General features: G+C 62.5%; 25 protein-coding genes and 2 pseudogenes. 16 read left to right on the top strand and 11 right to left on the bottom strand.

Going from position 1 to position 25,904, the window contains the following annotated elements; genetic code table 11:
• Positions 1-172: 172 nt before the first annotated feature.
• The 3 genes from ACSQ3Z_RS08795 to ACSQ3Z_RS08785 all read left to right on the top strand — a co-directional run bounded on the left by ACSQ3Z_RS08795 (position 173) and on the right by ACSQ3Z_RS08785 (position 2,958).
• Positions 173-970: a FadR/GntR family transcriptional regulator gene (locus ACSQ3Z_RS08795; protein WP_436170901.1), complete on the top strand. Its 798-nt coding sequence runs from the start codon at positions 173-175 to the stop codon at positions 968-970.
• A gap of 12 nt (positions 971-982) precedes the next feature.
• Positions 983-2,119, top strand: coding sequence for an alpha-hydroxy acid oxidase (locus ACSQ3Z_RS08790; protein ID WP_436170900.1), 1,137 nt, complete (start codon positions 983-985; stop codon positions 2,117-2,119).
• A gap of 65 nt (positions 2,120-2,184) precedes the next feature.
• Positions 2,185-2,958 (top strand): metallophosphoesterase, encoded by a 774-nt coding sequence (locus ACSQ3Z_RS08785; protein WP_436170899.1) that lies wholly within the window; start codon positions 2,185-2,187, stop codon positions 2,956-2,958.
• Here ACSQ3Z_RS08785 and ACSQ3Z_RS08780 read toward each other — a convergent pair.
• Both ACSQ3Z_RS08780 and ACSQ3Z_RS08775 read right to left on the bottom strand, forming a co-directional pair.
• On the bottom strand, positions 2,955-3,086 hold the full coding sequence (locus ACSQ3Z_RS08780; RefSeq protein ID WP_280110155.1) for a hypothetical protein: 132 nt from the start codon (positions 3,084-3,086) through the stop codon (positions 2,955-2,957). The genes ACSQ3Z_RS08785 and ACSQ3Z_RS08780 overlap by 4 nt on opposite strands.
• A 305-nt stretch (positions 3,087-3,391) precedes the next feature.
• Positions 3,392-4,090, bottom strand: coding sequence for a type 1 glutamine amidotransferase (locus tag ACSQ3Z_RS08775; RefSeq protein ID WP_436170898.1), 699 nt, complete (start codon positions 4,088-4,090; stop codon positions 3,392-3,394).
• 86 nt (positions 4,091-4,176) lie between these two features.
• Between ACSQ3Z_RS08775 and ACSQ3Z_RS08770 the strand changes: the two genes are divergently transcribed.
• The 5 genes from ACSQ3Z_RS08770 to ACSQ3Z_RS08750 all read left to right on the top strand — a co-directional run bounded on the left by ACSQ3Z_RS08770 (position 4,177) and on the right by ACSQ3Z_RS08750 (position 8,463).
• Positions 4,177-4,824 carry a hypothetical protein gene (locus tag ACSQ3Z_RS08770; RefSeq protein WP_436170897.1) on the top strand — a complete coding sequence of 216 codons (648 nt, stop codon included), beginning with the start codon at positions 4,177-4,179 and terminating at the stop codon, positions 4,822-4,824.
• A 31-nt stretch (positions 4,825-4,855) separates the two neighbouring features.
• Positions 4,856-5,590, top strand: coding sequence for a 16S rRNA (uracil(1498)-N(3))-methyltransferase (locus ACSQ3Z_RS08765; RefSeq protein WP_436170896.1), 735 nt, complete (start codon positions 4,856-4,858; stop codon positions 5,588-5,590).
• Between the two features lie 105 nt (positions 5,591-5,695).
• Positions 5,696-7,069: a glutamate--cysteine ligase gene (locus ACSQ3Z_RS08760; protein ID WP_436170895.1), complete on the top strand. Its 1,374-nt coding sequence runs from the start codon at positions 5,696-5,698 to the stop codon at positions 7,067-7,069.
• A 102-nt stretch (positions 7,070-7,171) separates the two neighbouring features.
• On the top strand, positions 7,172-8,167 hold the full coding sequence (locus ACSQ3Z_RS08755) for a DUF937 domain-containing protein (RefSeq protein ID WP_436170894.1): 996 nt from the start codon (positions 7,172-7,174) through the stop codon (positions 8,165-8,167).
• Positions 8,168-8,184: 17 nt separating this feature from the next.
• Positions 8,185-8,463, top strand: coding sequence for a hypothetical protein (locus tag ACSQ3Z_RS08750; RefSeq protein ID WP_436170893.1), 279 nt, complete (start codon positions 8,185-8,187; stop codon positions 8,461-8,463).
• Between the two features lie 152 nt (positions 8,464-8,615).
• Here ACSQ3Z_RS08750 and ACSQ3Z_RS08745 read toward each other — a convergent pair whose 3' ends face one another.
• Positions 8,616-8,906 (bottom strand): DUF1127 domain-containing protein, encoded by a 291-nt coding sequence (locus tag ACSQ3Z_RS08745; protein ID WP_436170892.1) that lies wholly within the window; start codon positions 8,904-8,906, stop codon positions 8,616-8,618.
• 177 nt (positions 8,907-9,083) lie between these two features.
• On the opposite strand from ACSQ3Z_RS08745, the gene ACSQ3Z_RS08740 reads away from it, so the two are divergent.
• Positions 9,084-10,040: a LysR substrate-binding domain-containing protein gene (locus ACSQ3Z_RS08740; protein WP_436170891.1), complete on the top strand. Its 957-nt coding sequence runs from the start codon at positions 9,084-9,086 to the stop codon at positions 10,038-10,040.
• A 54-nt stretch (positions 10,041-10,094) separates the two neighbouring features.
• Here ACSQ3Z_RS08740 and ACSQ3Z_RS08735 read toward each other — a convergent pair whose 3' ends face one another.
• On the bottom strand, positions 10,095-12,308 hold the full coding sequence (locus tag ACSQ3Z_RS08735) for a bifunctional diguanylate cyclase/phosphodiesterase (protein WP_436170890.1): 2,214 nt from the start codon (positions 12,306-12,308) through the stop codon (positions 10,095-10,097).
• 122 nt (positions 12,309-12,430) lie between these two features.
• Between ACSQ3Z_RS08735 and xseA the strand changes: the two genes are divergently transcribed.
• Together xseA and ACSQ3Z_RS08725 are read left to right on the top strand one after the other, a co-directional pair.
• A complete protein-coding gene (xseA, locus tag ACSQ3Z_RS08730; protein ID WP_436170889.1) occupies positions 12,431-14,008 on the top strand; it encodes an exodeoxyribonuclease VII large subunit in 1,578 nt (525 codons plus the stop codon).
• An 8-nt stretch (positions 14,009-14,016) separates the two neighbouring features.
• Positions 14,017-15,141, top strand: coding sequence for a P1 family peptidase (locus ACSQ3Z_RS08725; protein WP_436170888.1), 1,125 nt, complete (start codon positions 14,017-14,019; stop codon positions 15,139-15,141).
• A gap of 47 nt (positions 15,142-15,188) precedes the next feature.
• Here ACSQ3Z_RS08725 and ACSQ3Z_RS08720 read toward each other — a convergent pair whose 3' ends face one another.
• On the bottom strand, positions 15,189-15,437 hold the full coding sequence (locus tag ACSQ3Z_RS08720; protein ID WP_192179824.1) for a DUF768 domain-containing protein: 249 nt from the start codon (positions 15,435-15,437) through the stop codon (positions 15,189-15,191).
• A gap of 405 nt (positions 15,438-15,842) precedes the next feature.
• On the opposite strand from ACSQ3Z_RS08720, the gene ACSQ3Z_RS08715 reads away from it, so the two are divergent.
• Positions 15,843-16,178, top strand: coding sequence for an FAD-dependent oxidoreductase (locus tag ACSQ3Z_RS08715; protein WP_436170887.1), 336 nt, complete (start codon positions 15,843-15,845; stop codon positions 16,176-16,178).
• A gap of 272 nt (positions 16,179-16,450) precedes the next feature.
• Here ACSQ3Z_RS08715 and ACSQ3Z_RS08710 read toward each other — a convergent pair whose 3' ends face one another.
• Both ACSQ3Z_RS08710 and ACSQ3Z_RS08705 read right to left on the bottom strand, forming a co-directional pair.
• On the bottom strand, positions 16,451-17,023 hold the full coding sequence (locus ACSQ3Z_RS08710) for an NADPH-dependent FMN reductase (protein ID WP_436171873.1): 573 nt from the start codon (positions 17,021-17,023) through the stop codon (positions 16,451-16,453).
• A 241-nt stretch (positions 17,024-17,264) separates the two neighbouring features.
• Positions 17,265-18,029 carry an SDR family NAD(P)-dependent oxidoreductase gene (locus tag ACSQ3Z_RS08705; protein ID WP_436170886.1) on the bottom strand — a complete coding sequence of 255 codons (765 nt, stop codon included), beginning with the start codon at positions 18,027-18,029 and terminating at the stop codon, positions 17,265-17,267.
• 117 nt (positions 18,030-18,146) lie between these two features.
• Here ACSQ3Z_RS08705 and ACSQ3Z_RS08700 point away from each other — a divergent pair, with 117 nt between their 5' ends.
• Positions 18,147-19,133, top strand: coding sequence for a LysR family transcriptional regulator (locus ACSQ3Z_RS08700; protein WP_436170885.1), 987 nt, complete (start codon positions 18,147-18,149; stop codon positions 19,131-19,133).
• Between the two features lie 129 nt (positions 19,134-19,262).
• On the opposite strand, the gene ACSQ3Z_RS08695 is transcribed toward ACSQ3Z_RS08700, so the two are convergent.
• The 3 genes from ACSQ3Z_RS08695 to ACSQ3Z_RS08685 all read right to left on the bottom strand — a co-directional run bounded on the left by ACSQ3Z_RS08695 (position 19,263) and on the right by ACSQ3Z_RS08685 (position 20,763).
• The gene (locus tag ACSQ3Z_RS08695) at positions 19,263-20,240 is read right to left on the bottom strand and encodes a patatin-like phospholipase family protein (RefSeq protein WP_436170884.1); all 978 of its coding nucleotides are present in this window, start codon (positions 20,238-20,240) and stop codon (positions 19,263-19,265) included.
• A gap of 27 nt (positions 20,241-20,267) precedes the next feature.
• Positions 20,268-20,399, bottom strand: a complete 132-nt coding sequence (locus ACSQ3Z_RS08690; RefSeq protein ID WP_436170883.1) for a hypothetical protein — start codon at positions 20,397-20,399, stop codon at positions 20,268-20,270.
• 184 nt (positions 20,400-20,583) lie between these two features.
• Positions 20,584-20,763: a hypothetical protein gene (locus ACSQ3Z_RS08685; protein WP_436170882.1), complete on the bottom strand. Its 180-nt coding sequence runs from the start codon at positions 20,761-20,763 to the stop codon at positions 20,584-20,586.
• Positions 20,764-20,984: 221 nt separating this feature from the next.
• On the opposite strand from ACSQ3Z_RS08685, the pseudogene ACSQ3Z_RS08680 reads away from it, so the two are divergent.
• Positions 20,985-21,092: pseudogene (locus ACSQ3Z_RS08680) on the top strand (LysR family transcriptional regulator); the annotation flags it as partial.
• A 156-nt stretch (positions 21,093-21,248) separates the two neighbouring features.
• Positions 21,249-22,988 (top strand): adenylate/guanylate cyclase domain-containing protein, encoded by a 1,740-nt coding sequence (locus tag ACSQ3Z_RS08675; protein WP_436170881.1) that lies wholly within the window; start codon positions 21,249-21,251, stop codon positions 22,986-22,988.
• 81 nt (positions 22,989-23,069) lie between these two features.
• Here the strand turns inward: ACSQ3Z_RS08675 and ACSQ3Z_RS08670 are convergent, their stop codons facing one another.
• Positions 23,070-24,050, bottom strand: a complete 981-nt coding sequence (locus ACSQ3Z_RS08670) for a lipid kinase (RefSeq protein ID WP_436170880.1) — start codon at positions 24,048-24,050, stop codon at positions 23,070-23,072.
• A gap of 810 nt (positions 24,051-24,860) precedes the next feature.
• Between ACSQ3Z_RS08670 and ACSQ3Z_RS08665 the strand changes: the two are divergent.
• Positions 24,861-25,899 (top strand): annotated as a pseudogene (locus ACSQ3Z_RS08665) (IS110 family transposase).
• The last annotated feature ends 5 nt before the right edge of the window (positions 25,900-25,904 follow it).

Here is a 25,904-nt window from a genome sequence, read left to right as displayed (position 1 = left end):
GCGTCCTCTAGAGGCAATCGCCAGAGGACGTAAACAGCAAAGTTTAGCAACAGCCGATATGCGAACGCGACCCGGGAACCGACCAGAACGGGCGAATTGGATAAATAATTTGACCAGTTGGCGACACTGGCTTTAATCTGCGCGACACCGGCAAGATTTTCAAGGCCCCCCTTTGAGCGACATTTTCTCCAGGATCGAGCATTCGCGCACCGCCGACGAGGTGGTGCAGCAGATCGAGAGCCTGATCCTCGAAGGCGTGCTGCGCACCGGCGATCGGCTGCCCGGCGAGCGCGAACTGGCGCGCCAGTTCGAGGTGTCGCGGCCGATCCTGCGCGATGCGCTGAAATCCCTCGAGGGACGCGGCCTGCTGACGACGCGGCCAGGCGGCGGCACCCATGTCGCCGACGTCATCGGCCAGCTGTTCACCAAGCCGGTGACCGACCTGATCTCCATGCATCGCAAGGCTGTGACCGACTATCTGGAATATCGCCGCGAGATCGAGGCGATCGCCGCCGAATACGCGGCGCGGCGCGCCACCGCCGACGACCTTGCGCTGCTCGATCGCATCATGGCGCGCATGGACGAGGCGCATCGCACCGGCGACTTCGACGACGAGGCGGAAATCGACATCGAGTTCCATCATGCGGTCTGCGAATGCGCGCACAACATGATTTTGCTGCACACGTTGCGCTCCTGTTACCGGCTTTTGTCGGAAGGCGTGTTCCAGAACCGGCTGCTGGTGTTCACCGTGCCCGGCGCGCGCGAGGCGCTGCTTGCGCAGCATCGGGCGATCTACACCGCGATCAAGGCCGGCGATCCGGCCACTGCTAGGCAAGCGGCGATGGATCACATCTCCTATGTCGAGCGGTCGATGCTCGAGGCCGAGCGCAGCGGCGACTGGCAGCGTGTGTCGCGGCTTCGGCTCAAACAGCGCTCGGAAGCCGGCGACGGCGCCAAGACAACGACCTAGCAGGGAAAGACCATGAGCAGCATTCTCACTATCGCCGATCTCAAGGATCTCGCGCGCCGGCGCGTGCCGAAGATGTTTTTCGACTATGCAGATTCCGGCGCCTGGACCGAGAGCACCTACCGGGCCAATGAGGAGGACTTCCAGAAGATCAAGTTCCGCCAGCGCGTGCTGGTCGACATGAGCAACCGCTCGCTGGAATCGACCATGATCGGCGAGAAGGTGGCGATGCCCGTGGCGCTGGCCCCAACCGGCCTGACCGGCATGCAGCATGCCGATGGCGAGATGCTGGCGGCGCAGGCGGCGGAGGAGTTCGGCGTGCCGTTCACGCTGTCGACGATGAGCATCTGCTCGATCGAGGATGTCGCCTCGGTGACGAAAAAGCCGTTCTGGTTCCAGCTCTACGTGCTGCGCGACAAGGATTTCGTGCTCAACCTGATCGACCGGGCAAAGGCGGCGAAATGCTCGGCGCTGGTGCTAACGCTCGACCTGCAGATCCTCGGCCAGCGCCACAAGGATGTCCGCAACGGGCTTTCGGCCCCGCCCAAGATGACGCTGGCCAACATTGCCGACATCGCGATCCGCCCGCGCTGGTGGATGGGCATGGCCGGCACGAAGCGTCGCACCTTTCGCAACATCGTCGGCCACGCCAAGGGCGTCGGCGACGTCGCTTCGCTGGCGTCGTGGACGACGGAGCAGTTCGATCCGCAACTGTCGTGGAAGGACGTGGCCTGGATCAAGGAACGCTGGGGCGGCAAGCTGATCCTGAAGGGCATCCTCGACAAGGAGGATGCGGTGATGGCGGCCCAGACCGGCGCCGACGCCATCGTCGTTTCCAACCATGGCGGACGCCAGCTCGACGGCGCGTCGTCGTCGATCGCGGTGTTGGAAGAGATCGCCGATGCGGTCGGTGACAGTATAGAAGTCCATATGGACGGCGGCATCCGCTCGGGCCAGGACGTGCTGAAGGCGCTGTGCCTCGGCGCCAAGGGCACCTATATCGGCCGCCCCTTCCTCTACGGCCTCGGCGCGATGGGCAAGGACGGGGTCACCATGGCGCTGGAAATCATCCGCAAGGAGATGGATATAACACTGGCGCTGTGCGGGAAGCGCCTGGTGACCGACATGGGTAAGGATCAGCTCCGGCGCTAGGAGCTTGTTCACCGATTGGGCCTAGCGTCTCCCGTGACGGTTCCGTCGCGGAGACGCTTAAACCATTGACCCAGCCCGGCATTCACTTTCTCGACGCGCGCGGACCGCAGGACATGCGGCTTTACGCGATCGGCGACGTGCATGGCCGGCTCGACCTGCTCAGCGCCATGCATCGCAGGATCGAAAGCGAGATCGAACATAAGCCAATCGCCGACTGGCGCGTCATCCATCTCGGCGACTATGCCGACCGTGGACCGGACTCCAAAGGCGTCATCGATTTCCTGATCGAAGCCCGCAAACGCGACCCGCGCCACCTGATGCTGGCCGGCAATCACGACATCGGCTTCCTCGATTTTCTTGACACCCCCGATGCGGACGGGCTGTTCATCCGCTTTGGCGGCGTCCAGACGGCGCTGTCCTATGGCGTGTCGCTGACCGCCGATGCCAGCTGGTTCGGAAAGGCGGAGACGGTGCGACGGGGACATGCAGCACTGGTCGAGGCCGTGCCGCAGGGCCATGTCGACTTCCTGCACTCGCTGCCATTTTCAGTGACGTTTGGCGATTTCTTCTTCTGTCATGCCGGCATCAGGCCGGGCATCCCGCTCGAGCAGCAGAGCCCGCAGGACCTGATCTGGATCCGTGAAATCTTCCACGACCATCCCGGCCTCTACGAGAAGATCGTGGTGCATGGCCACACGCCGGTGCCGGAAGCCGAAGTGATGGCCAACCGCGTCAATGTCGACACGCTCGCCTGGCATTCAGGCAAGCTCACCGCGCTCGCCATTGACGGCGCGGACAAGCGTATCCTGACGGCGACTGGCGAAGGCGAAGGATTTTAGCGGAGGGCGGCGGTGACGCCGTAGCCGTCGACGGCCTGATGGTTGTTGGCAGCATCGGCCGAATAGATGCCGAGACCGCACAGCACGATGGCAGACAGCATGACAAAGGACAGAAGTGCTGCTTTCACGGACGTCATCTCTTGTTGAGCTCGCTGCATCTGTGCACGAGGCGGTTACCAATGCGTTGAAACGAAAAATTCGTCTCAAAGTTTCGACGATTTCGCGCTTCTAGGCCGATTCTGTATCGGCCATGTGTCGCGCGGGTCACACAAAAGGTTCATCGCGGTTGCACGGAAGATGCAGAACGCGCGCCTTCTATGCTGGCGGCCGGCCACAGACCAAGGATGAAAGGAGTTTTCCCCAGATGGAACCGGCGCCGCGTGCCAAATATGTCACGCTGCGCGATCCAACGGTCGCGGCCGGCGTTGGGCGCTCAAATGGTCGCCACCCAGGCGCGGGCAATGGCGAGGCCGGCGGCGTCGGCATCCGGTCCGTTGCGGGCAATCTCGCCGTCGAGCCGGTCGTTCCAGTCGGGATGCCGCTCGGCAATGAGCGAAGCGAAGGACGTGCTCCAGTCGCGCACCATCGGGCGATCCGCCTCGAAATGGAACTGGAAGCCATAGACGGCACGCCCGATGCGGAACGCCTGGTTTTCGGCAATGGCGCTGCCCGCCAGCCGGACGGCATTGTCCGGCAAGACGAAGGTATCGTCGTGCCATTCGAAGATCGGGAATTTTTTGGGCAGTGACGCCAGCACCGGATCCGTCTTCGCCGCCGGCGTCAGCGACACCTTATGCCAACCGAATTCGGTGGCGCCGCCGATCTGGTTCTCGCCGCCAAAGGCACGCGCCAGCAGCTGGCTGCCGAGGCAGATGCCGAGCACCGAGCGGTCCTTGTCGGCAAAGTCGCGCGTCAGGTCGAGCAGGCCGGGGAAATACGGGCAATTCTCGTCGTCGAGCGCGTTCTGGGCGCCGCCGAGCACCACCATCGCATCGTGCCCGGCCGCATCGTCCGGCAAGGGGTCGCCTTGGTGCGGGCGGCGCAGGTCGATATCGGCGCCCGCCTCGACAAGGGCCGCACCAATCTGGCCAAGTCCCTCATTGTCGAAATTCTGGACGACCAAGACCCGCATCGAAAACCTGCTGACATGAAAACGATGCAGCGAGCGATATCATGGCGCCAGCATTGCAGCCAAGATGCGCATTCGGGGAGAAAGCTATGCCACTGCAGAACCGGGTCGATCCGTTCGGCGCCATCCACGCCGTGCCCGAACGCGGGCTGTTCACCGGCAATCGCGGCATCATCCATGACCCCGAGACCAAGACGCTGCTAAAGAAACGCTGGGCCTTGCCGGCCTGGATCATCTGCGTCTGCCAATTCCGCAATGCGCGGCGCGAGCCGATGGGCCGCAACCGGGCGGGTGGCAAGCCTGGCTGGACCGAACTGTTCTTCCTCGACGAGGTGACGGCGCTCGCCGCCGGGCACCGCCCCTGCTTCTTCTGCCAGCGCGAGAGGGCAAGCGATTTCGTACGGCGCTTCGGCGAGGCGTTCGGCATTGACGAGCCGCGCGCGCCGATGGTCGACAGGCGCCTGCACAAGGAGCGGTTGGCCTCGGGCGGCCAGCCGCTGTCCATCGAAGCGCAAGACCTTGTTGGCCTACCGGACGGGACGATGGTCGCGGATGGTGCCTCTGCCTATGCCCTGCGCGCCGGCAAGGCGCTTCGCTGGTCGTTCGCGGGCTATGGCGATGCGAAGGACTTCGACAGTATGGCCAGCCGAAAGCTTGGCCACGTCACGCCGGCGACCACCATTTCGGTGCTGCGGCAAGGCTATCCGCCTGTCTGGCATCCTTCCGCCGATACTTGACGGCAACCCTCGCCTCGCCCATTCCTCGGCGATGCGCGCCAATTACAAGATGCAGCGGCTGTTCGTGCCTGACGATCTCGGAGCAGACATCGAATTCGATGCCGGCCAGCAGCAAAGCCATTATCTGATGCATGTGCTGCGGCTTGGCGAAGGCGCCGAGATCCTGCTGTTCAATGGCCGCGACGGCGAGTGGTCGGCGGCGATCGCCGCGAAGTCCAAGAAGGCGGTGCGGCTCAAGGTGCTCGCCCTGCAGCGACCGCAGCCGCCGCTGCCCGACCTCGTCTACTGCTTCGCGCCGCTGAAGCAGGGGCGGCTCGACTATCTGGTGCAAAAGGCGGTCGAGATGGGCGCCGGCATCCTGCAGCCGGTCATCACCCAGCACACACAAGTGGCGAAACCCTCCATCGATCGGCTGCGTGCCAATGTCGTCGAGGCAGCCGAGCAATGCGGCATCCTCGCGGTGCCGGAGGTGCGGGAGGCCGAGAAATTCGAACGCCTGCTCAGCGGCTGGGACAAGGAACGCCAGCTGATCTTCTGCGACGAGGATGCTTCGACCAACAATCCGCTGCCGGCTCTGCAGGCATTGAGGGACAAGAAATTCGGGCTGCTGGTCGGGCCGGAAGGCGGCTTTTCCGACGACGAGCGCAAGATGCTGCGGTCGCTGCCCTTCGTCACCGCCATTCCGCTCGGGCCCCGTATCCTGCGCGCCGATACGGCGGCGGTGGCCGCCCTTGCCGTGATGCAGGCGACGATCGGCGACTGGTGATCAATTCCACTTGACCTGTGGCTCAGGATTTTTCGCTTGATCGGCTGCTGACATTTCGTCCATCTAGCGCCCGGCGGTTGTCCCCACCGCCGCGGAGGGCTTTTCATGGCGCGCGACACAACCGATTTCCGGCCGATCGAAGGCGTCGACGAACTCGTCGAGCACCTGGCCGAAGGCAACAAGCCACGCGACAAATGGCGCATCGGCACCGAGCACGAGAAATTCCCCTTCTATGTCGACGGCAACGCGCCGGTGCCCTATGGCGGCGAGCACGGCATCCGCGCCATTCTCGAAGGCATGCAGGAGAAGCTCGGCTGGGATCCGATCATCGATGATGGCCGCATCATCGGCCTGGTTGAGCCGACCGGTCAGGGCGCGATCTCGCTGGAGCCCGGCGGCCAGTTCGAACTGTCCGGCGCGCCGCTGGAGTCGATCCACCAGACCTGCCGTGAGGGCAATGCGCATCTGGCGCAGGTGCGCGAGATCGCCGAGCCGATGGGTATTCGTTTCCTCGGCCTTGGCGGCAGCCCGAAATGGTCGCTGGCCGACACCCCGAAAATGCCGAAGTCGCGCTACGAGATCATGACGCGCTACATGCCCAAGGTCGGTAGCAAAGGCCTCGACATGATGTACCGCACCTGCACCATCCAGGTTAACCTCGACTTCGAGAGCGAGGCGGACATGCGCCGCAAGATGCAGGTGTCGCTGAAGCTGCAGCCGCTGTCGACGGCGCTGTTCGCCAACTCGCCCTTCACAGAGAGCCGGCCCAACGGATTGCAGAGTTGGCGCGGCGACATCTGGCGCGACACCGACAACCAGCGTTCGGGCCTGCTCGAATTCTGCTTCTCGCCCGATTTCGGCTTCGCCGACTATGTCGAATGGGCGCTCGACGTGCCGATGTATTTCGTCATCCGCGACGGCCACTATCACGACATGACGCACGTCACCTTCCGCCAGTTCATGGTCGGTGCCGCCCGCACGCAAGTGCCCGACGGGCTGCCGACGATGGGCGACTGGGCGAACCATCTGTCGACGCTGTTCCCTGACGTCAGGCTGAAGCGCTTCCTCGAAATGCGCGGCGCCGATGGCGGGCCGTGGCGGCGTATCTGCGCGCTGCCTGCCTTCTGGGTCGGGCTGCTCTATGACGAGGCGGCGCTCGACGCCGCCGAGGCGCTGACTTCGAGCTGGACCTACAAGGAGGTTCTGGCGATGCGCAATGCGGTGCCCGAGCACGGCATTGCCGCGCCCTTCCGCAACACGACGCTGCGCGAGATCGCCCGCGACGTGCTGGTCATTTCGCGCCTGGGGCTGAAGAACCGCGGCAAGAAGAACCGCGACGGCTATGACGAGACCTCGTTCCTCAACACGCTGGATGAAGTCGTGGCGCGCGGCACCACCAGCGCCGAGGAAATGCTTTCGGCCTACCACACGCGCTGGGGCGGTTCGATCGAGCCGGTGTTCATGGAATACGCGTACTAGCCCTGCGGGGGTTGGCCCGGCCGCCTGACAGGTAAAAGCCGCTTCAATCGGCGGTGGAAACGAACTAGGTTTCTCCCAAGAGGATTTCCGGAGGAGAGACCTATGCCTTCCTTGTTCGACATATTGGCGCAGGCCCAGAACGGCAACGGCATGCAGGCGCTTGCCCAGCAGTTCGGGCTTTCCATGCAGCAGACGCAGTCGGCGGTCGAGGCGCTGCTGCCGGCCTTTTCGCAAGGGCTGCGGCGCAACACCGCCGACCCCTATGGGCTCGGCGCCTTCATGACGGCGATGGCGAGCGGCCAGCACGCCAAGTATTTCGAGGACGCAACCAGGGCATTCTCGCCACAGGGCCTTGACGAAGGCAACGGCATTCTGGGGCATCTGTTCGGCTCCAAGGACCTGTCGCGCGCCGTGGCCAGCCAGGCGGCGCAGGCGACCGGCCTCAGCCAGCAGGTGCTGCAGCAGATGCTGCCGGCCATGGCTTCGATGATGATGGGCGGACTGTTCAAACAGACCACCAACCAGATGCAGGCAGGCGGTTTTGGTGGCGGCGGCAATCCGCTCGGCGAGATCATCGAGCAGATGATGCGGCAGGCGGGCGGCGGCGCGCGGGCGCCGCAGCCGCAGAGCCCGATGGACAACCCGCTCGGCAAAGTGCTGCAGGACATGTTCGGCGGCGGCGCGCAGCAGCCGCAAAGCCAGCCACAGCAGGCGCCCAATCCCTATGGCGACAACCCGCTCGGTAAGGTGCTGCAGGACATGTTCGGCGGCGGTGCACAACAGCCGCAGGGCCGGCAGACGCAGCCGCAGCAGACTGAGAGCCCGTATGGCGACAACCCGCTGGGCAAGATGTTCGAGGAGATGCTGCGGCAAGGCGGTGGCGGCGGTTTCGGCATGCCGGGTGGCCAGCCCGCGCCGCAGGCGCCGCAGCCGCGCCAGGCACCACAGCCGCAGGCCAATCCGAGCGGCAGGCCGAGGAACCCGTTCGACGATCTGTTCGGCAAGATGTTCGAGACCGGCGCCCAGCAGCGCGACGACTATCAGAAGGGCATGGAATCGATCTTCGACCAGTTCAAGCGCGGCATGGACCGGCGGTAGCCCGGAAGACGCGAAAAATGACCCTGGGCGAACTCGTTGTCAGTTGTGCGATGGGCGCGGCGGGACTTGGGGTTGTCTATTCTGTAGTTCGATACGATCTGGTTGATCCGCGTGACGCTCCTGGCTACCGGGACATCCGCGACGCCCTAAGGCATGGCAAGCCGCTTCCATCACAATGGAAACGCTTCGATGACAACAATCGTGTCGGCTATGCCATACTGGTTTTGAGCTTTTGGGTCTTTGGGACCTTGATCTTTGCTCACAACTGGCTCGCCCAGTTTATCGACCAGTTCTGAGCCAAAAAAAGAAAAGCCCGGTCCTTGGGAGGACCGGGCAGGATGCAGGCGGGCCGGCGGGGAACCGGCAGGGAGTGGGAAGCCTGCGATAAACGTTGGTCGCGCCGAACCTCAAGAAGGTTCATGAGCACCCAAACAGCAAGCAACAGCGATCAAGCCACCTTGCGGGCGAGATCCTCGATCGTATCGATCCGGTCGCTCACGATCGAACGCAGCTTAGCGGTCGGATCGCGGCCGAACGGCAGGTCGATGGCGACGTGCAGGTCGCCGCGCGTCAGGCCGATATCGGCAAGCTCGGCGTCCGACATCTCGCCGAGGCGATAGAAGGCCCGGCGGTTTTTCCAGGCTTGGTAGGCGTTGGCGACCGCATTGATCACACGCGTCGCAACGGCCGGACGCGTGGTGATGCGCGAGGTCTCGGTGGCGAAATCATACGTGGTCATGTCGATCTCCTTCAGATTCGAACAGACGAAGCCGGCCGAACGGCGCTGGAGCACAGCGCCGTTCCGGTCTCGATTCACATGCCTTCATGTGGACAATGCGAATTTGTCACGGCCCGATTGATTAATCCAACGAATGTTTCTAATCTTTAGCATCAACAACAATGATGGATTGACCCGATGAAAGCGCCGCTCGATCTCGATCAGTTGCAGACCTTCATCTCGATCGCCGATACCGGCAGCTTCACCCGCGCGGCGGAAGAGGTGCACCGGACACAATCGGCGGTGTCCATGCAGATGCGCCGGCTGGAGGAGCGGATCGGCAAGCCGCTGTTCGAAAAGGACGGGCGCACCAACAAGCTGACGGAGGAAGGCGACAAGCTGCTCTCCTACGCGCGACGGCTGCTCTATCTCAACCGCGAAACGCTGGCTGCCTTCGACGACCGGCGGCTGGAAGGCACCATTCGCATCGGCACGCCGGACGACTATGCCGACCGTTTCCTGCCGGAGATCATGGCGCGCTTCACGCGCTCCAACCCGCGGGTCGAACTGACCGTCATCTGCGAACCGACGCCGGGCCTGGTCGAGCATATCAAGCGCGGCAACCTCGACCTGGCACTGGTGACGCACAACGACACGCGCGGCCAGTCCGAAGTGGTGCGGCGCGAGCCGCTTTTGTGGGTCACTTCGGCCAACCACGCGACGCATGAGCAGGAAATCCTGCCGATGGCGTTCGGCCGGCCGAACTGCATCTGGCGGCGCGCCGCCGTCGATGTGCTCGACCGGCAGGCCCGCGAATACCGCATCCTGTTCACCAGCTTCTCGGCCACCGTCATCACCGCCGCAGTGCTGTCAGGCCTGGCGATTTCGGTGCTACCGGAATGCGCTCTGCGGCCAGGCATGCGCGTGCTCGGCGAAGCCGACGGCTTCGGCATCCTGCCTGACTGCCGCATCGGCATCATGCGCGGCCAGACCTCGCAGCCGGAGATCGTCGACGCGCTTGCCCGCCACATCTCGGAAAGCCTCGACAACATTTCCGTGCCGCTCGGCGAAGAGACGGGAAGCTTCGATTTCGCCGCGCTCGCCTTTACGAAGATGAAGCGGACCAAGCCGAACCAGATCCTGCCCGGCTGGTAGAGTTCCCTGTTTCATGCATGTCGCCCAAAATTCCGGGCTCTTGGGTGACATGCATCAGGCGCGGGCTGCGGCCGGCTCCTGATCGCCGCCGGGCGAGATCCCCGGCAGAGCCAGCAACTGGGCCGGCTCCAGCGGCGGCGAGAGTAGAAAGCCTTGCAATTGCCGGCAGCCCATGGCGACCAGCAGCGTCTTCTGCGCCTCGGTCTCGACGCCCTCGGCGGTGACCTCGACCTCAAGCGCGATCGCGAGATCGATCAGCGCCTTGACGATCGCCGCCGAATTGCCCTCGCCGTCGAGAAGCCGCACGAAGGAGCGGTCGATCTTGAGCTTGTCGATGGCATGACGGCGCAGATAGCCGAGCGACGAATAGCCGGTGCCGAAATCGTCGAGCACGATGCCGACGCCCGACTGGCGCAAAGCGGCAAGGGCCGCCCTTGACGTGTCGTTGTTCTCCAGCAGCACGCTTTCGGTGATCTCGAGTTGCAGGCGCTGCGGCGCCAGCCCGGTCTCGGCGAGGATCGACGCAACCTGTTCGGGAAAGCCAACGTCGCGCAATTGCAGCGGCGACACGTTGACGGCGAGCCATGGTAGTTCGGTGCGCACTGCGAAGCGACAGGCTTCGAGCAGCACCCATGCACCAAGCTGGCCGATCATGCCGCGCTCTTCGGCGATGGCTATGAATTGTGCCGCCGGCAATGCGCCGTGGACCTCATGGCCCCAGCGGATCAGCGCTTCCGCGCCCAGGATGGTCTTGCCGTTGGTTGCGAAGACAGGCTGGTAGGCCAGCTTGATGCCGGTTCCGCCATTCAGCGCCTTGCGAAGCTCGCTCTCGACCTTGCGCTTGCGCAGCAGAAGGTCGTCCATGTCGCCGGCAAACACCTGATGCCGGCCGCGGCCGTTCTTCTTGGCTTCGTAAAGCGCGATGTCGGCCTTGCGCAGCAGATCGTCGGCATCGGCATCGGCGCTGGCCGAGAGCGAAATGCCAATGCTGGCGCTGACGAAGACCTGGTCGTCCATCAGCTTGAACGGCTCCTGCAGTTTCTGCTGCAGCCGCTCGGCGATATCCTCGGCAGCTCTGACATCGCGGATGTCGATGAGGATCAGGGCGAATTCGTCACCGCCCAGCCGCGCCACGGTGTCGACTTCACGGATCGTGTGCTGAAGCCTGGCCGCGGTCTGGCGTACGAGTTCGTCGCCCGCCGGATGGCCAAGCGTATCGTTGATGTGCTTGAACCGGTCGAGATCGATATAGAGCAGCGCCACCCTTCCCGTATCATGGCCGGTCGTGAGCAGGGCCCGCCGCAGCCGGTCCTCGAACAGGGCCCGGTTGGGCAAGCCGGTAAGCGTGTCGTGGAAAGCGAGATATTGTGCCTGGTCCTGGCTGGTCTGCAGCGCCGACGAGGCACGGCGCAGGCGGCGCAGCAGAAATGCCAGTACGCTTGCCGCGAGCAGCAACCCAACGATCAAAGCGGGAGCTGTCTTGCGCACCAGCGTCAGGCCGGGGCGCTCCTGGTCCCAGCCGATATAGCCAAGGATGACACCCTGCGAATCCATTAGCGGGATGGTTGCCGAGGCGGCCGGCTGCGAAAGCGGCAATAGATGCGCGCTGGCCAGCAGGTACTTTTCGGCAATCCTGCCGATGACCGCGTAGTTGATGAATTCCACCGACACGTGCAGATATTCGCTGCCCGGCTCCTGCGTGAGCCGGTCTGTGCTCGGCACCAGCGGCATGACGCTGAGGATGGCGGGCCTGCCCCCAAGCGACACAAGGTCCTGGGCGACCATCTTGGCAGGCGCGTCGGACGTGTCATCCTTCGGCGGCTGGGCGATCATGCCGCGCAGCTTTGCGATCGTCGGCTGGATGGCGGGCTCGTCCTCGCCATAGACGGATGGGTCGAGCACCTTGCCCTCCCGCATGACATGGACCGGACGGTTGGCGGCGTCGAGTAGGTAGACGCGATCGTGACCGTAATAGGAATACATCCAGACGCTGAGATTTTCCTCGATCCAGCTCTCGTTGCCGGCCTTGGTGTTGATCACGGAATCGTCCCAGACGGTAACGCTTTCCTGCTCGCGCACGACCGCCGCGATCTGATCCTTCAGGCCATTGGCGAAGAAGATCTTCTGCCGTTCGAGCGAGACATGATCGGCCTGGGCGGTGGCGTAGATGCCAAAGCCGACGACCATCGCCAGCGCAAAGGCGGCGAGCATCAGCACTGTCAGCGTGACCTGGTGCGTCAACGGGCTGCTGTTTGGGCGTGCGCTCATGCGTCCTTGGCCGTTTGAGTGGCCCTCACTCAAAGCAAATCAGGCTTAAGATCGCGTTATAATATTAGCGAGGATTGATCCCTCGCCTTGACGCAGGCCGATAACCGCTCCCCAATCGAGCCATGAGCGAAGCATCCGAATCACGCACCAACGCCACCGAATACACGGTGAGCGAGATTTCCGGCGCGCTGAAGCGCACGGTCGAGGACGTCTTCGGCAATGTGCGGGTGCGCGGCGAGATATCGGGCTATCGCGGACCACACTCCTCCGGCCATGCCTATTTCGCGCTGAAGGACGACCGCGCCCGGCTCGACGCGGTGGTGTGGAAAGGCACGATGAGCCGGCTGAAATTCCGTCCCGAGGAAGGGATGGAGGTGATCGCCACCGGCAAGCTCACCACCTATCCCGGCAAATCCAATTACCAGATCGTCATCGACAATCTCGAGCCCGCCGGCGCAGGCGCGCTGATGGCGCTGCTGGAGGAACGCAAACGTCGGCTGCAGGCCGAAGGCCTGTTCGATGCCGGCCGCAAACGGCGGCTGCCGTTCATGCCGCGCACCATCGGCGTCGTCACCTCGCCAACGGGATCGGTGATCCGTGACATCATCCACCGCATCAAGGACCGCTTTCCGCTGCATGTGCTGGTCTGGCCTGTCAGGGTACAGGGCGAGACAACGGGCGCGGAAGTGACCGCCGCCGTCAACGGCTTCAACGCGCTGGCGTGGGATGGCGCCATTGCGCAGCCCGACCTTCTGATCGTGGCGCGCGGCGGCGGCAGCCTCGAGGACCTCTGGGGCTTCAACGACGAGGGCCTGGCCCGCGCGGTCGCCGCCTCGCGCATTCCGGTGATTTCCGCCGTCGGCCACGAGACGGACTGGACGCTGATCGATCTCGCCGCGGATGTGCGGGCCCCGACGCCGACGGGCGCGGCCGAGATCGCCGTGCCGGTCAAGGCCGATCTCGAGGCGACGCTTGCCAGCCTCGGCGCGCGGCTCAAGGCCGCGGCCTCACGTAATTTCGAGCGCAAGCGCCAGGCGGTGCGCGCGGCGGCGCGGGCCCTGCCCTCGCCCGACCAGCTTCTGGCGCTGCCGCGCCGGCGCTTCGACGAGGCGACGAGCCGGCTCGGCCGAGCGCTTTCGGTCAGCATCGAGCGCAAGCGGGCACGGCTTGCCGGGCAGCGGCTGACGCCGGCCACTTTGTCCCGACGCATGAACGAGGCCCGCACGCTGACCGGCCGCGACCTTGCCCGGGTGCAGGCGGCGTTCTTCGCCATTGTGCGCGAACGCAGGGCCCGCTTTCAGCGCACCTCGACCAGGCTCTCGCCGGCGCCGATTGCCAGGCGGCAGAAACTGCAGGCGGATGCGCTCGCCGGGCTGACACGACGGCAGGACCAGGCGGTTGCCAGACAGCTGGACCGCCTGCGTGGAAAATTGACGCAAGCCGATCGGCTGCTGGCGACACTGTCGCACAAGGCCGTGCTGGCGCGCGGCTTCGCGCTGGTCAAGGATGCCGACGGCGCAGTGATCAAGCTGGCGGCGGAGGTGGCGCCGGGGGCAGCGCTCTCGCTGGAATTTGCCGACGGCAGCGCGGATGCGATCGCGACCAGCGGCACGGCGCGGCCGAAAACAGTCGACAAGCCGGCCGCCAAATCCTCCGCCGCCAAACCGAAGGAACCGGGCAATCAGGGGTCGCTTTTCTAGAGGACGGCATGACCGGATTCGATCCGCATCTTCGGACGCCATCGGGCAAGCCGCGCGCCCGCGCCTTCGGCATCCCGTTCGATGGGGCGCCGGGCCGCTTCAACGCCATCACCGACGTATCAGGCGTTTCGGTTGGGTACGCAACGCTGATCTCAGGCGACGGGCCGCTTAGAGTTGGCACGGGACCAGTGCGCACCGGGGTGACCGCCATCCTGCCGCGGCCGCTCGGCGAACTCGCCACACCGGTGTTCGCCGGCGTCTTCAGCCAGAACGGCAATGGCGAATTGACGGGATCGCACATCATCGAGGAAACCGGCGCCTTCAACCTGCCTGTCACCGTCACCAACACCCATTCCTGTGGCGTTTCGCGCGACAGCACGCTGCGCTGGATGCAGCGCGTGCTGCCGGCGGCACTCGACAGCGCGTGGGGCCTGCCGGTGGCGGCCGAGACCTATGACGGCTTCCTCAACGACATCAACGGCCATCATCTGAGCTTCGAACATGTTGAAGTCGCGCTCGATGCCGCTGCTGGCGGGGCGATCGAGGAAGGTAGCGTCGGCGGTGGCACCGGCATGATCTCATTCGGCTTCAAGGCCGGGTCCGGCACGGCGTCGCGTGTCGTTGCATGGCAGGACAGCCGCTACACGGTCGGCGTGTTCGTGCAGGCGAATTTCGGCAAGCGGTGCAATTTCACCCTTCGCGGCCTGCGGGCCGGGCTCGATCTCGCGGAGCCGGAGATCCGCGAAGGCACGCCGCGCACTGAGAAGGGTTCGATCATCGCCATCCTCGCCACCGACGCGCCGTTCCTGCCGCATCAGATGAAGCGGCTGGCGCGGCGGGTGCCGCTCGGCATCGCCATGACCGGCGGCTTCGGCTACCACAGCTCAGGCGACATTTTTCTCGCCTTTTCGACCGCCAATCCGGAAGCCGCGCTGGCGCCGTCAGGGCGGATGGCCAACGCCGATTTCATACCGGACGTCGATATCGACCCGTTCTTCGACGCGGTCATGCAGGGGGTGGAGGAAGCGATCCTCAATGCGCTGGTCGCCAATGAGGATATGACCGGCCGCGACGGCAATTTCGTGCCGGCGCTGCCGAAGGCCTGGCTTCAGGCCAAATTTCCAAAGGGATAGGCGCCCGCAAAGGGCTGCCTTGCCCGACCCTGCGGCCGGGCGGCTCGTCAGGGCTTGTTCGAATTCGCTTCGCGCTCTTCGGCCTCGGCCGCCTCTTCGAGACGCGACGCAATCAGTTCCTGGATGTCGCCAACCTCTTCCTGGATGTCTTCCAGCGGTATGCCGGCCTCAGCCGCCTTGGCCGCACATTCCCTGGCAAGGGTCTCGGCCTGCTTGTCGATCTCCGCCGGTACGGGCTGGCAATGGACCTTCTCGCCAATCCACCCCTGCAAAAACTCGATCGCATGTTCACTCATACTGCTGCTTCCCTAGCGGCTAAGCCGGTTGGTAATCATAAACGTCCGCATCCCGCAAAGGATGCATGTTCCCATTCCAACCGAGTCGGCGCCGCCCGGCAAGCCGGTCGTGCCCAAGGTCCACAGAGGCGAAGGAAGAAGGTTCAAGGAGCACGTTCTGACTGTTGAGGATAATGGAACTGTTGCCTGGGATCGTTAGCGATCCGACGCGCTGTTTCTATTTGCTTTTCCCCGGCCTTCAAGGCCGATTTGCATCACAATAGGTGTCACAACATGTAGCACGTTTACAGCGCCTTCACGGACACAACCCAAGGTGAGCCGTCGAAGCCGCCGCTATATAGTGACATCGCCACGCAATGTCGACTCTGCTCGCTGCCCTGCTTTTTTCCGCCGCGCTGAGGGCTGGTGCCAGACAGCCACCTCGTCAATGCCCTTGGCATTGTCGGGAACTCGGATCACGGTCGCGATTTGCCCGATATCCACGCATCGGGGTGGTGGCGTCGTTCTATGCCGTGCGAGCGGGCTGACTTTGTCGTCATCGGCGGCGGGCCGGCAGGTGCCGCGGCAGCGCTGACGTTGCGTCGCCACGTGCCCGGACGGCGCGTGGCGCTGTTCGACGCGGGGCGGCCCGACCGGGCAAAGCCGGGCGAGATATTGCCGGCGGTGGCGCAGGGGCTGCTGCGCCAGCTCGGGGTCTGGGCGCCGTTCGTTGCCGCGGGTTTGTTGGGCTGCCCGCCGTGAATGCCTATGCGCCACCTTCATCGTCGTCGTCACCCGTTCTCGTGGCTCCAGTCGAACTGGTAGGCTTCGCCCGGCGCGAAGATCAGCGGAACATAGTCATCGGCGGCTGTGCCGCCCTACTCGAACGGCTTCAGCCTGCGGCCAAGGTCGGTGGGCCCACCAGCCGGATGATAGGTCCCTGCCGCTTGCCGAAGGTGCGATATGCGATCCGGCGTGTGCGCTGTTTGGTCGGCGCAGTGGATTCTGACATTGAGGACTGTCTTTTGCCGGTGCTAAAGTATCCCGCGCTCACTGTTTTGCATTCGCATCGTCTCCAGCGCCTGGCCCCAGGCGACGAGGTCATCGAGCATGGCGTTGACCGCCGCCGCCTGATGCGGACCGGGCTTGAACGTGGAAAAATTCTCGAAATCGGTAAAAAGAGATAGCGCGACCTGAGCCCGCACGACGGCAACCTTGATCTCGCCCATGATCAGTCGCAGATGCTCGACGGCGCGCGTTCCACCAACGCCGCCGTAGCCGACAAACCCGGCGGCCTTGTCATTCCATTCGCGGAACAGATAATCGATCGCGTTCTTGAGCGCGCCTGATGTCGAATGGTTGTACTCGGGCGTGACAAAGACGAACGCATCGAAAGTCGCGATCTTCGCGGCCCAGGCTTTGGTGTGCGGCTGTGCGTACTGACCCATCGAGGGAGGAAGCGCTTCGTCGAGAAGAGGCAGGTCGAAAGCCGCGATGTCCACGACCTCGAAAGAGGCATCGCTCCGCTCCGCAGCGATGCCGTGGACCCAGCGTGCGACGACCTCGGCCTTGCGGCCGGGACGGGTGGTTCCGATGATGATCGCCACATTCAGCAATTGTCTTCTCCTTGAAGCAAGGGCAGTTCTAAACCGGGGCCAAGATGCGCCGCTGTTCAGACAGACTGCCGGCCACCGCACGTGGGGGCGCGGTCGGCGCACACTCGGGGGGTAGTTGTACCGGTCCGCCGCTAGTACGAAAATCCAAACAATATTGAAAAGTCTATTCAGAATTTTCGCCATGCCAACCTGATTGATGCCGCAACGCCTCAGGCTATGACAGTGCGTGGCTCTACCAAGCGGTCTCGCCGCCGTCGACCGGGTAGTTGGCGCCTGTGATGTAAGACGCCCGGTCAGAAGCGAGGAAGGCCGCGAGTTCCACTAGCTCCGCGGGCTGACCGAAGCGCTTGAGAAGCGTCTTTCTGGTTATCGCGTCCCGGGCCGCCTGGTTGTCGCCAAGGTCGCGGTCGGCGGCCGGGGTCAGGAACGGCCCGGGACTGATCGCCACCGCACGAATCCCATGGCGTGCGCCTTCGAGCGCTAATTGTCGCGTCATGGCGATGACGCCCGCCTTCGCTGCGACGTGGCCGACCATCAGGGGGGCCTCGTGGGCGATCATGCCTGCCGCGGACGCGACGTTTATGATGACACCGCCACCGCGCCGGACAAGGTGCGGCCATGCGAACTTCGACACGAAGAAGGGAATGTCGAGCTCGCCAGCTATGGTCGCTCGCCAGTCATCGATAGAGAAGTCGGGCATCGGACCGAAGTATTGTATGGCAGCGTTGTTGTAGACCACGTCGAGCCCGCCGTAAGCGGCCGCGGCATCCTCAACCATCTTCCGCGCCTGTTCGGGGACGGTGAGATCGATCGGCGCGATGCCAGTCATCTCACCGCCGGCGCGACGTATGAGCTGGACCGCGTCGTTGTTGGCATCAACCTTGATGTCGCACCCGACAACCTTTGCGCCTTCTCGCGCAAAGGTCTGTGACGCGACGCGGCCCAGACCTCCTCCGGTGCCGGTGATCAGCACAACCTTCTTGTCGAGTATTCCCATAGGTTCCTCCCGGTCTGAACTGTCTCAGGCGTGCAGGCCCCCCTCCGGGGAAGCTAGGACTTCTCAGAACCCGACAAAATCCGTATAAAACTGAAAGTCCTTTTCAAGGAATTCGAAATGCGGAGTCCAGCCACACCGAGCGTCGATCAGCTTCTGGTGCTGCTTACAGTGGCCGAAACGGGAAGCTTTACCGCCGCCGCCAAACGCCTGGGGCGCGCCACGTCCGCCATCAGCTACGCGATCGACACGCTGGAACAACAGCTCGGTCTTTCGCTGTTCGATCGTGGAACGACGCGCAAGCCAAAGCTCACGCAACATGGCGAAGCGATCCTGTCAGAAGCCCGGGCGGTTGCCCACAGCATCGAGACATTGCGCGCGCGAGTCCGGGGATTCCTCGATGACCTTGAACCCGAAGTGTCGCTTGTGGTCGACAGCATGCTGCCAGGCGATCGGCTGACAAGGTTGCTTGGTGAATTCAACGCCCAGTTCCCCACGGTGCCAATTAGGCTCTTGGTGCAGACCCTTAGCGGGGTCGAGCGGGCGGTCCGAAACGGTCATGCTCGAATCGGCGTGGGAAGCCAACTGCACATGGACATGACGGGATTTCGCCGCATCGACATTGAAAGCGTCCAGATCATTCCCGTGGCTTCGCCTAATCATCCTCTGGCTCAGGCGAGCAAGGCTGCTCCACGGCAGGCAAGCGATTTCGTCCAGCTTGTTCTTTCGGAGCAACCGGCGGGGGAAAGCCGGGACTTTGGCGTTGTCAGTCTCAATACCTGGCGCATCGGTGATCAAGCAGCGAGGCACAAGCTTCTTCTCGCCGGACTCGGATGGGCCGGAATGCCGGAGCCGATCGTTCGCGCCGATATCGCATCCGGAAGGCTCGTGCGACTGCACCTTCCCGACTGGCGTGGTGGAGAATATACCCTGCAGGCCGTACACATGACCGATACTCCGCCGGGTCCAGCCGGACGGTGGCTGATCGAGCGATTGGTCACGCTGTCGGACGGGGGCGAGGCGCCTATCCAGGAAATTGCAAAGCCGACCAAAGCAAAGCGCGCCACCCGGACTAGGCCTGCCGAGCGCCGGCCGGGCAGCAACTGATGGCGCGCCCAATGGAGCCTGGCCGTTGTCCTGCTTGGTCAACTTGATGCGGTTTCCCTACGGTCAACAGTACCGACATGAACGCCGTAGGCCCCGATCACCTCCATGCGCTGACATATGCCTTCCCTGTCATAGGGCTGAAGCAGGCGCCGACGGTGGGCCTGAATGCCAGGCTCGCCCCGAAAACCCCATCTGTTGGCCAACGAGAAAGAGCTCTTCCATGTACTCGCGGTCGAACTCCGATCGAGCCGCTTTCATGAATTCTGATGGAATGGAGGTAAACAAAGTGTTCGTGTTGGTTTCGCGAGCGATGCGATCCACTTCCCGCAAGTCCGATAAGCCCTGGTATTTTGTCAGGGTCGCGATGGATCGGATCGCAAGCGGAAAAGTAGCTTCCTCGGTAGGCTTGTAGTCGGGTGTGAACTTGCCGTTGCGGATCACATAGAGAGTTCGTTCTCTCGCACCGCCAAACGCCACTCGCTCAAATCGGGAGAAAATTATCCGCGGTGGCGCGAAGAAGATTTGAGCCGTGACGCCACCATCGACATGTAGTTCGTCGTAGGTGCGTCCATGGACGTTCACGCGTATTCGCACGGGAGGGAAAGCGCCAGGGATGGCGCTCGATGCGAGCAGAACCCGAACGATGAGATCACGACGATCAGGCTGCTGCCTCGCGGCGATCGCCGAAAGATCCCAGATGACGGGGCGCTGAGCGTCAATATTGGTGGTCTGCACGATCAGACGACGCCCCTTGGAGTACTCCCGCGCGATCGCATCTACTACATCGTCCGTCATGTATTGTTCGATCAAGCGCTTAAGTGGAGCCGTGTCATACCGGGACGATCCGAGGAAACCGAAGATCCCGCGATCGATGACAAGGTCACTGTTGCCGTACTTCGTATATACGTCCTTCAACACTCCGTCATATTGAGGCCCAAGGAAGGCGAACGGGGCGGCAAGTGCGCCTGTCGAGACGCCCGTCACCACCTCGAATTGAGGGCGCAGACCGCTCCGGGTCCATCCGGTGAGAAAGCCGGCAGCAAAGGCGCCATCGCCGCCGCCACCTGAGATGGCCAGAAAGTCGGCTTTCCTGGTGCTTGACCCCAATTCGCCGGCAAGAGCGGACTCCCTGACCTAGCCATATTGCCGGCGGATGCCCGCCTCCATCGCTGGCGTGAACTCGTCGCCCCAGAATCGGATATCGCCGTAGCCGCTGACACGGGCGGCATCAAGTTGCGTCCCCGGCACGGCCACGCGATCGTGCATTGCAAGGCACCCACTCATCATAGCCGCAAAGGTCACAAGTAGAGCCGCGCGGGTTACACGGCCACATGTCATCGCTCGAACCCCTCCAGCAAGAATTCTCCTCAGGATTGCCACCGCCTCTTGTTTCGATTGGGTTCCGCATCTCGCACAGACCGACCATACCGGTCAGGTTCAGCGTCACCGCTCAGAGATAGCTGGGATCGGCGAAGCCCTGCAGGGTTTCGAATCCAGTCTCGTCCATGTCCGTGACATTGGTTTCCTTGCCGATGGCCCGGGCTCCGATTGTCTGGTCGAACAGGCGCATGTTCCAGTAGCCTTCCTCCCTGAACCGCCCCCAGCGCCAGATGGCTAGTCTCGGACGCATCGAGTGAACCATTCAGGCAATCCATGGCAGGTGATCGATGAGCACCAGCACCGAACTTCGATTGTCAGTTCGTCCGAATTGGTTTGCGATCTTCTCTGAGACATGAGGCGTCCTAAGCTAGGACTTCTCTGAACCCGACAAAATCCGTATAAAACTGAAGGTCCTTTTCAAGGAATTCGAAATGCGAAGCCCGGCGATGGCGAGTTCGATCAGCTTCTGGTCTGCTGACAGTGGCCGAAACGGGAAGCTTTAGCGCCGCGGCCAAACGCCTGCGGCGCGCTACGCCCGCCATCAGCTACGCAATCGACACGCTGGAGGCGCAACTCCAGGCGCTAACGGCTGCTTCGCGCCAGAGGTGGACTTGAGACTCCAGCCGCACTCTGCGGATTGTTCTCGGAGCCGACTCTCTTATGAAGTCTAAGCGATAGACTATCCGGCAACGCACCCATAGGATGCAAGAGTCGCCGTCTCAAGGCATTTGCGTGATGACCCAGGATCGCGTTCCGCGCCGCCTCGTAGCAATCCTTGCTGCCGACGTATCAGGCTACAGCCGGCTCATGGAGCAGAACGAGGCTGGAACGCTTGATGTGCTGAGGGCGCAACGTCGCGACATCCTAAGCCCACTGATTGCCAGATACGGCGGTCGTCTGGTCAAGCTCATGGGCGACGGCATACTGATTGAATTCGGCAGCGCCGTTGATGCGGTGCAATGCGCAATTGAGCTTCAGCGCGAAACCGGGCTGGCAAACGACAAGATACCGCACAAATCGCGGATGGTTCTGCGCATTGGCATCAACGTTGGCGACGTGATCGTCGAAGGGGATGACCTCTACGGCGACGGCGTTAACATTGCTGCCCGGCTCGAGGCACTAGGGCAGCCCGGTGACATCTGCATCGCCGGCAATGTCTACGATCAAGTCAGGAAAAAGATTGAAGCCCGATTTGACGATCTTGGCGCAATGGCTCTCAAAAACATCTCCGAGCCGGTACAGGTTTACCGGGTCAAGGCACAGACGCAGACTGCAATATTCAGCGACGATTCGTGGAAGCTGCCGCTGCCGTCAAAGCCGTCCATCGCAGTCCTGCCATTCACAAATATGAGTGGCGAAACCGATCAGGATATGTTTGCCGACGGGCTGACCGAGGACCTCATTACAGACCTCTCGCGCAACACAGGTCTGTTCGTGATCGCCCGACACTCGACTTTCGCATACAAAGGAAAGTCAATCGACGTTCGGTTGATCGCACGCGATCTTGGAGTGCGGTATATTCTGGAGGGCAGCGCTCGACGCTCCGCAGGCCGGGTGCGGGTCAACGTTCAATTGATCGATGCAACCGAAGGAGGTCACCTGTGGGCCGAACGGTTTGATAGGGGGCTTGAGGATATTTTCGCTGTCCAGGATGAAGTGACGGGGCGCATCGTCCAGGAACTCGCGGGGCGTCTCGCTCCACGGCCGGAACGAAACCGACCAAAGGATATTTTGGCCTACGACCTCTGTGTGCGAGCCAGAAGCCTGATTGAGTTCAATGCCGGATCTCCGGCAGCCCGCGAGGCAAGTTTGATCGCGTGGCAGGCCACTGTTGTCGATCCCGGATATGCCGAGGCCTATCGATTGCTAGCATTCGCGCTCTGGCAAGCTTGGGCATTGGCGATCGAGCCGAAAGAGCCATCGAGATCGATTGCGCTGGAGATGGCTTCCCGAGCCGTGCAACTCGATCCGGATGACGCCGCAAACCGATGGGTGCTCGGTTATCTTTTTGCACATGAGCGAAAATGGGTTGAATCGGAATCGGAATTCTCGGCTGCTCTGGCAATTGATCCGAACCACGCCGACGCTCTGGTCCTCTACTCTGAAACACTTTCTTTCGACGGTCGTCCTCTTGAGGCTATAGAACTTTTGAAGCGCGCCCTGCGTGTCAATCCGCATCCAGCAGCTTGGTACTACTGGGAGTATGGTTTGTCTTACTACGCCGCGCGCCAGTACGAGCTCGCGTTGGAGATGCTGACTGTCCCCTCGACCTACGCAACGGGCTCCCGACGCGTTTTAGCAGCAACCCTTGCGCAACTTGGGAGAACGGAAGAGGCGAAACGCGAGGCAGCGCAGTTCTTGGCCGATAACCCAAAATTCACCATCAGCCACTGGGCGGCGAGCCAGCCTGCACGTGACGAGACAATCGTACAGCATTTCGTCGAGGGGTATCGCAAGGCCGGACTCGCCGAATAGGTATGGTCGGGCCCAATCAGCAGTCCTTGTATCCATTCGAGCGTCATGCGTGCCTCGGCGTTTTGTCCCGCCGGCGACAAGCTAATGCGCAGCGCCAGCGCCTGGATAATCTCCCGACAATGCGAGGTCTGCGCCGATTGCTCGACGAAACATTTCCGTGCGGCCTGGAATGCTCAGGATCGGAGGCGCGAAGACCGAGATCGCCTTTGGGTGAACCTTGAAATGGGCCGGTGTCGAGGTGACGATCTCACCATCGGTGTTGACCGGCATCGGCTTCTCCGTCTCGATGTCGAACTCGACGCACCTGGCCGTGCGTACCTCACGCCAGGCGCCATGCGTTCCAGAACGGAACGAGCGGAGCATCAGCGCCAGCTTCCAGAGATTCGTCATTTCCAAGCTATAGAGATCGAGATGTCCGTCATCGATCTCGGCCGTCTCTTCCACAACGTTGCCGCCGCCGTAGTGCCGACCGTTTCCAACCGCGATCTGGTAGGTTTCGGCTTCGATCGCCGCGCCTTTCTCGGTAATCCTCGCGTGAAACCTGGCGGCCCGCGTCAACACTTTCATCGCCGCCAGCGCATAGCCAAGCCTGCCGAAACGCTTCTTCAGAGCGGGGTCCAGACTCTGCGCCAGTTCGGTGCTGAGTCCGATACTCGCGACGTTGAAAAAGGCATGACCATTGACCGTGCCGACATCGATCAGCCGGGTTTGGCTTCGCGCGATCACATCGGCGGCCTGCAGGAGATCCATCGGAATATTGAGTGTGCGAGCGAGGTCATTCGCCGTTCCCATAGGAATAATGCCCATCGGCAGGCCGCTTTCCATCACTGCCATCGCCGCCGACGATACCGAACCATCGCCACCGCACACAACCACAAGATCGGCCGTATGGCGTAAGCGAACGATGTCACGAGCGATCTCAGGCAACGCCTCGAACGTCTCGACGGTGACGGAAAGCCGACCTCCCTCCAGCCGCTCCACAACTGGCGCGATCAGCTCCTGGCCGCGCCGCGCCTTGGGATTGAGGAGCAGCAATGCGCGCCTTTTGTCTAATTTGCTCATTCAAAGTACGGTCCGATGGTTCATGGGCTCGACGCACATAAGGTGGCTGCTTCCAGATTGCGACCGCAACCGACGCTTTTGACCCCATCCGGACACACCAGCGCCACGCAGGCTTGCTCCGCCGAGTGGTTAGTGAGATAGGCGCACGACCTCCATACTGGGAATAAGCAGGAGCTTTCCCGAGCGGCATTGGTCATCACGCACAGTTTAAAGCGCTGGGAGGATTGTCAGGAGATGGCGGCCGACGGCATCCGCGGTGACCTTGTCTCCGCCGCGACATCACGAATGTCGGTGGTTGCGGGGACGCGACGTCTGATCACACGGAACGCAAGGCGCTAACAAGAACGGATAGCCGTCGACATCACGAGAGCGATCAACCAGCGTGAGGAAAGCGCGACCAGATGAAGCGACGGGCGAATTTGCGGATCGCCCGGTGAGAAGCAATCGCCAAGTGGTTAAGGAAGGCGCCTTAGCTCCCATTCCTGCAGGTCGCACGGGCCGTGGGCAAGGTGCGGGCAAAGCGTGGGCAAAGCCAAAATTTTGTAAATAAAGTCAATGGTCATGGTGGACCCGGAGGGTCAGCGTTTTCTACACAAAATCAATATGTTAGCGGCTGGTTCGCCAACCCATATCTCTCGTATGATCTCGTATGGTCTGGCGAACCCGATAACAACAATGACTCCGCTTGAATGTCAGCTCCGCGCTTTTCCGGCTTCTCGAAAGCAGATGAGGTGGATGGCTCCCGCTCCCGGCATCACAGTGCCACAGTGGGTTTGCTGTCAGGCAACCCGAGCCAAGGAGCCATCCGCCATGCAGATTACCACCGTGGGCCTTGATCTGGCCAAGCGCATTTTTCAAGTTCACGCCGTCGACGCGTCTGGAGACGTTGTCGTTCGCAAGGCACTGCGCCGATCGCAAGTTCTGCCGTTCTTCACCAAGTTGCCGCCCTCACTGATCGGCATGGAGGCGTGCGGCACATCGCATCATTGGGCTCGAGAGTTGACGGAGCTCGGCCATGAAGTCCGCCTGATGCCACCGTCCTACGTGAAGCCCTATGTGAAGCGCGGAAAGAATGATGCGGTGGACGCGGAAGCGATTTGCGAAGCGGTGACACGCCCGACCATGCGTTTTCGTCGTGATGAAGTCAGCCGAGCAGCAAGCGGCCCTATCGCTTCACCGCGCCCGTAATCTTCTGGTCAAGCAGCGTACGCAACTGGTGAATATGATCCGCGGCCTGTTGGCCGAGTTCGGCATCGATATTCCCGAAGGTTTGGAGCGGGCGCTTAGGCTGGCGCGCCAGATAGCCGCGAAGAAATCCACATTGGACGTACCGGCAATGGCACTGCAGATTCTGTGTCTCCTGTGCGAGCAGGTGCTCGACACCCATGCCCGGCTCCAGACCATTGACCGGTCGATCCTTGCCCAGCAAAGAACGAATGAAGTGGCACGGCGTCTATCGACCATACCTGGCATTGGCCCGATCGGTGCCACTGCGTTGGCGGCCTCGGTTGCTGATCCGAGTCGGTTCCGCTCGGGTCGAGAGTTTGCCGCCTGGCTCGGGCTGACACCTTCGCAAAACTCGAGCGGCGGAAAGGACCGTCTCGGGCACATCACCAAGATGGGCGACCGGTACCTGAGAAAGCTCCTTGTGATCGGCGCGACCTCTCTGATCCGACGGGCAAGGCATAAGCCCGAGGCTGCGGATCCGCGCCTCCTCGCGTTGCTCGCCAGGAAGCCAGCGCGCGTGGCGAGCGTAGCCATGGCAAACAAGATGGCCCGCGTGGTGTGGGCTATCATGGCGCGCGGCGAAACCTATCAAGCGCGTCATGCTCCGAACCTTGCAGCGTAAGTTGC

This window comes from Mesorhizobium sp. LjNodule214 (genome assembly GCF_964252735.1).
Taxonomy (GTDB): domain Bacteria; phylum Pseudomonadota; class Alphaproteobacteria; order Rhizobiales; family Rhizobiaceae; genus Mesorhizobium.
This window is presented reverse-complemented; position numbering and strand designations above follow the sequence as displayed.

Bases quoted from the DNA above. Each gene is read 5' to 3' on its own strand.
- ACSQ3Z_RS08740 (WP_436170891.1), top strand. From the start codon at position 9,084: ATGAAAGCGCCGCTCGATCTCGATCAGTTGCAGACCTTCATCTCGATC.
- xseA (WP_436170889.1), top strand. From the start codon at position 12,431: ATGAGCGAAGCATCCGAATCACGCACCAACGCCACCGAATACACGGTG.
- ACSQ3Z_RS08735 (WP_436170890.1), bottom strand. From the start codon at position 12,308: ATGAGCGCACGCCCAAACAGCAGCCCGTTGACGCACCAGGTCACGCTG.
- ACSQ3Z_RS08745 (WP_436170892.1), bottom strand. From the start codon at position 8,906: ATGACCACGTATGATTTCGCCACCGAGACCTCGCGCATCACCACGCGT.
- ACSQ3Z_RS08690 (WP_436170883.1), bottom strand. From the start codon at position 20,399: ATGCACGATCGCGTGGCCGTGCCGGGGACGCAACTTGATGCCGCCCGT.
- ACSQ3Z_RS08670 (WP_436170880.1), bottom strand. From the start codon at position 24,050: ATGAGCAAATTAGACAAAAGGCGCGCATTGCTGCTCCTCAATCCCAAG.
- ACSQ3Z_RS08765 (WP_436170896.1), top strand. From the start codon at position 4,856: ATGCGCGCCAATTACAAGATGCAGCGGCTGTTCGTGCCTGACGATCTC.
- ACSQ3Z_RS08725 (WP_436170888.1), top strand. From the start codon at position 14,017: ATGACCGGATTCGATCCGCATCTTCGGACGCCATCGGGCAAGCCGCGC.
- ACSQ3Z_RS08755 (WP_436170894.1), top strand. From the start codon at position 7,172: ATGCCTTCCTTGTTCGACATATTGGCGCAGGCCCAGAACGGCAACGGC.
- ACSQ3Z_RS08770 (WP_436170897.1), top strand. From the start codon at position 4,177: ATGCCACTGCAGAACCGGGTCGATCCGTTCGGCGCCATCCACGCCGTG.
- ACSQ3Z_RS08705 (WP_436170886.1), bottom strand. From the start codon at position 18,029: ATGGGAATACTCGACAAGAAGGTTGTGCTGATCACCGGCACCGGAGGA.
- ACSQ3Z_RS08700 (WP_436170885.1), top strand. From the start codon at position 18,147: ATGCGGAGTCCAGCCACACCGAGCGTCGATCAGCTTCTGGTGCTGCTT.
- ACSQ3Z_RS08685 (WP_436170882.1), bottom strand. From the start codon at position 20,763: ATGCGTCCGAGACTAGCCATCTGGCGCTGGGGGCGGTTCAGGGAGGAA.
- ACSQ3Z_RS08750 (WP_436170893.1), top strand. From the start codon at position 8,185: ATGACCCTGGGCGAACTCGTTGTCAGTTGTGCGATGGGCGCGGCGGGA.
- ACSQ3Z_RS08760 (WP_436170895.1), top strand. From the start codon at position 5,696: ATGGCGCGCGACACAACCGATTTCCGGCCGATCGAAGGCGTCGACGAA.
- ACSQ3Z_RS08720 (WP_192179824.1), bottom strand. From the start codon at position 15,437: ATGAGTGAACATGCGATCGAGTTTTTGCAGGGGTGGATTGGCGAGAAG.
- ACSQ3Z_RS08675 (WP_436170881.1), top strand. From the start codon at position 21,249: ATGACCCAGGATCGCGTTCCGCGCCGCCTCGTAGCAATCCTTGCTGCC.
- ACSQ3Z_RS08775 (WP_436170898.1), bottom strand. From the start codon at position 4,090: ATGCGGGTCTTGGTCGTCCAGAATTTCGACAATGAGGGACTTGGCCAG.
- ACSQ3Z_RS08790 (WP_436170900.1), top strand. From the start codon at position 983: ATGAGCAGCATTCTCACTATCGCCGATCTCAAGGATCTCGCGCGCCGG.